General features: G+C 66.3%; 4 protein-coding genes and 1 pseudogene. 1 reads left to right on the plus strand and 4 read right to left on the minus strand.

Annotated features, from left to right (window positions below; genetic code table 11):
- Positions 1–151: 151 nt before the first annotated feature.
- From IEY69_RS21490 to IEY69_RS21505, 4 genes are all read right to left on the minus strand, one after another.
- Entirely contained in the window at positions 152–571 is a 420-nt protein-coding gene (locus IEY69_RS21490) for a hypothetical protein (RefSeq protein WP_189075112.1), read from the minus strand.
- 14 nt (positions 572–585) lie between these two features.
- Complete coding sequence (locus IEY69_RS21495) at positions 586–2,385, minus strand: Tle-like phospholipase domain-containing protein (protein WP_189075113.1); 1,800 nt, start codon at positions 2,383–2,385, stop codon at positions 586–588.
- Between the two features lie 75 nt (positions 2,386–2,460).
- Positions 2,461–3,105, minus strand: a complete 645-nt coding sequence (locus tag IEY69_RS21500; protein WP_189075114.1) for a thermonuclease family protein — start codon at positions 3,103–3,105, stop codon at positions 2,461–2,463.
- Positions 3,106–3,188: 83 nt separating this feature from the next.
- Positions 3,189–3,458 carry a hypothetical protein gene (locus IEY69_RS21505; protein WP_189075115.1) on the minus strand — a complete coding sequence of 90 codons (270 nt, stop codon included), beginning with the start codon at positions 3,456–3,458 and terminating at the stop codon, positions 3,189–3,191.
- Between the two features lie 25 nt (positions 3,459–3,483).
- Here IEY69_RS21505 and IEY69_RS21510 point away from each other — a divergent pair.
- Positions 3,484–3,721 (plus strand): annotated as a pseudogene (locus IEY69_RS21510) (IS6 family transposase); the annotation flags it as partial.

Genomic DNA, 3,721 nt, shown 5'->3' on the forward strand with positions numbered 1-3,721 from the left:
GTCGCTTGATTCTCAAGCGACCTGCTGAGCTTCTTCGGCTCCGCCGAGGTTAAGTTGCCAGAACCCCTGTACAACTGGTGAGGACGAAGGCGGTCATGAGGACGGTCCACTTCACGATGCCCCCCATCCTGCTGAGTGATCCCGGTGCACTTCAAGGCTGGAAGGGGGCCGGTTCTACGATCACGTACAGGACTCCGTTCGCGCCTTCGGGAAGTTCCTCTCGGAAGGAACGGAATTCGTCGTTCGGACTGTAGACCAGCCCCACCTGCAACGCCTGACCTGTCTGTGTCTCGTACGTCACTGCGCCGTTCTCACCATGAAATTCCCAGTCGCCCAGGCGGTGAAGTCGCTCCGCGAACACATCATCCACCGCTTTCCGGAAACTGCCGACCGAGCCATTGACGGCGAAGCACGTTTCCAACCCCCGCTTCGCCGAATCCCGGCACGAGACCTCCTCGACTGCTCCAGTCGCCTTCAGCGTGTCAGTGGCGAGGCCCATCAATTCCTGCATCGTCCATTCTTTGCCCATTGGTTTCCCTTGCCAGCACGCGGTCAGGAGGAGCGTCAGCACGATGGCGCCCCACCTCATCGCTGTCCTTCCTGAAGGACTCGTTTCATCCATGTCTGACCTTGCGTCTGGCCAGGATGCCACGCCGTCCAGTGTTTCAGGAACTCTCCGCGCACCTGCCTGCGCGCTTGAGCGGTGATGTCAACGTACCCCCCGCGCAACCGGATCTGCGTGAGGTACGACGGGATGATCGGCGGCCCCACTGGGCGGTTGATGTGATCCGCGAGGTCCTTCGCTGGAGACGGCAGCGGCACCATGAGTTTGTTGAAGGCGGGTACGCCCAGGGCACTCATCATCTCGTTCTGCTTATCCGACATCGGCAGGACCTGCACGGTGCCCAGCCACAGGTACGTCGCCCGGAACAGCTCGTAGGTGGTGTCTCCCTTGAGTCGGTCCTGCGTCGCTTCCAGCAGCAGGTTGTACCCGAGGTTATTCCGCACCATCTCATCCACGTACCCGTACCTGTTCAGCAGGGCGGGGACGATGGTGCTGCGGGCCCACTCGGCCTTCAGGCGCGGGTCCTGTTTCGTGTTCAGGCTGCCGGTGACGGTCATGCGCGCCTGCGTCCCGTCCGCTTCCTGGCGGTCATGTGCGCCGTACTGCACGATCGCCCGCTGCTCTGGCGTGAGTTTCGCCGGGTCCATGCCCTGCAGCACGGTCGTCAGCGGGAAGGAGACGTGGCTGTTGGTCCCATCCACCGCGGCTTTCGAGAGGCCGCCCGCCTGCGTGAAGCGAGTAAGGTACTCGATCTCCCCGGGCAGATGCGTGTCCCCGGACTGCGGCACGATGTCCCCCGCCACGCGGTAATGCGTGCTGTGCGCGTCACTCTGTGCCGTGAGCTGCTCCGCAAGGTCCTTCGGGAGGCCGGGCGCCTGGAAGGTGATGACCTCGGCGACTTTGCCCGGCATGCGGGCGGCGGCCACCTGCGCGAGGCCGCCACCCAGGCTGTGCCCGGCGAACACGGCCTGCTTCACCTGGGTCATGGTCAACTTGATCAGGTCCCAGTTCGCATTAACCTGGTTCACGCCCACACTGGCCTTCGCGAAGTCGCCCACCAGGGTGTCGACCCCGCCTTCCCGGGTGGTGGCCTGCACGCCCTCGGTGCCGCGGAACACCACGATGGGTTCATTGAACTGCGCGCGCCGTGCCCGGACGGCCGGGTCCTTGATCTGCGCGAGGGGGATGGGCGTGAACAGGCGCATCTGGAAGCCCCACAGGCCGCTGACGGGTGGCCCCGCGTGGTACCCGAAGAACGCCAGGAGGCTCCGCGGCTTGACGCTGCTCTCCAGTTCCTGCGCGTTGCCGTCACGGTCCGCGTCCTGGAGGTCCTGGTCGCGGTCCAGGGTATTCAGGTTGACGTCGTTCATGTAGGACACGCGGTTGGTGAGCTGCTCCACGAACGCGTGGAAGGTCAGCTGCTCGCCGGTCAGGTCGGTCTGCACGCCGATGCGTTTCTGCACGGCCAGGGCGTAGTTCCCGCCGAAGCGCTTGGCGAGCGCGGCGTAGAACTCCAGGCCCCGACCGGCCTGCATGCGCCGGCGGAGGTCCAGGAGGGCCGCGCGGTCGAGGCGATCGAAGATCCCCTTGAGCTGCAGGGGGTACACGGGACGCTGGAAGATCCCGGCGTTCGGCGGGCGGTAGACGAACCGGCCGAGATTCAGCGCTTCGACGAGCGCTTCGGGATGCGTGGCGGCGAACTGCAGGGCCGCTTTGAGTTCAGGGTCGCTGGCCTGCGGCGTGACGGTGGGCGCCGCCTGCTGGGGGCGGGTGGTGGCCGGTTGCGCCTGGGGTCGACGTTGTGGGGGCGCGTTGGTCATGAGGGAGCCTCCTGCTGCCCGCAGCGTACCGGACGCCCGGTCACCTGCGTGCCTCATGTGCCCATGCGGCTGCCGTTACTCGCAGGCGACCCCGTCCCCGTCGCGGTCGAGTTTCGGCGCGTACCCCGGCTGGCCACGCAGGAGTGGCGCCTTCCCGGCGGCCAGCACCACGGCGCAGTTCGAATACGTAACGCCGGTTATGGCCGGGACGGGCGGCACGGTGCTCGTCCGGACCGTCCCGGCCGTGGGCGGACTGGCCGGGTTCTTGCGGTAGTCCCACGGGTTCTGGAAGGTGCCCGCGTACAGGCCCTTCCCAGCGCTCTTCGCCTGACCCGCCGCGCCGTTGTAGATCCCGCCGCCGTACTGCAGGTAGGGCAGTGCCCAGCCCTGCTGCACCAGCCAGCGGTTCACCTCGGTGCCGCCGACGCTGCACACGCCGACCAGGCGTCCGTAGCGGTCCACGTCCTTGCGTGTGCAGGTGACGGTCTTGTTGCGCACGAGGTCCGCCAGGGCGAACGCTGCTTCGCGCCCGCAGCCGTAAGTCTTCCCGGCGCGGGTGCAGGTCTGACTGGATTCCGGCGCGTCGATGCCGTACAGACGGACCTTTACGCCTCGGATCTGCAGGGTGTCCCCGTCCGTGACAGTGGGGATGCCGGTCACCGTGGCGGGGACCTGTGCGGCGGCGGTCGACAGGAGGAGAAGGGGGAGCAGGGCGCGCATGGGTTGAGCGTACCGTGGGGCGGCCTGAGCGCGTGCATGGGGTGCAAGGCCAGTGGAGTGAGGGGTGGGTGGACGATTGGTGGTCAGTTCTCGTCGACGCGGCTGGCGTCGGCGATCTTCCGGGCGTGGTTGAGAGCTTCGCGGTAGTCCTTGTCGCGGGTGTAGCCGAGGATTTCCGGCGTGCCGGGGTGGTCGCGCAGGGCGGCGCGGCGGATTATGCCTGGGGGGATGAAGGGGAGGTCGTGGTCGCGGGTGACCTGGCGGATTCTCAGGCGGAGGGCGTCGGGGGTGTCGTAGGGGAACATGCGGAGGTTCTGGGTGCGGTCGTGGGTGTCCGGGTAGGGTTCTGGCAACTTAATCTCAGTAGTCTGGTAGGCCGTGACTGACCGGAAACCGTATCGCCATCGTTTTCCCCTGAGCGTGATCGGCTACGCTCTGCGGCTGTACCACCGCTTCCCATCAGCCAGCGTGATGTTCAGGAACTGCTTCACGAGCGCGGCATCGTGGTGAGTCACGAAACGCTGCGGCAATGGAACATCAAGTTCGCCCCACTCCTCACTGAGGAGCTGCGCCATCGGGAACCCCGACGGGGTTCCCGATGGTATTTGGACGAGGT

Source organism: Deinococcus sedimenti (assembly GCF_014648135.1).
GTDB classification, from domain to species: domain Bacteria; phylum Deinococcota; class Deinococci; order Deinococcales; family Deinococcaceae; genus Deinococcus; species Deinococcus sedimenti.

Bases quoted from the DNA above. Each gene is read 5' to 3' on its own strand.
- IEY69_RS21495 (WP_189075113.1), bottom strand. From the start codon at position 2,385: ATGACCAACGCGCCCCCACAACGTCGACCCCAGGCGCAACCGGCCACC.
- IEY69_RS21500 (WP_189075114.1), bottom strand. From the start codon at position 3,105: ATGCGCGCCCTGCTCCCCCTTCTCCTCCTGTCGACCGCCGCCGCACAG.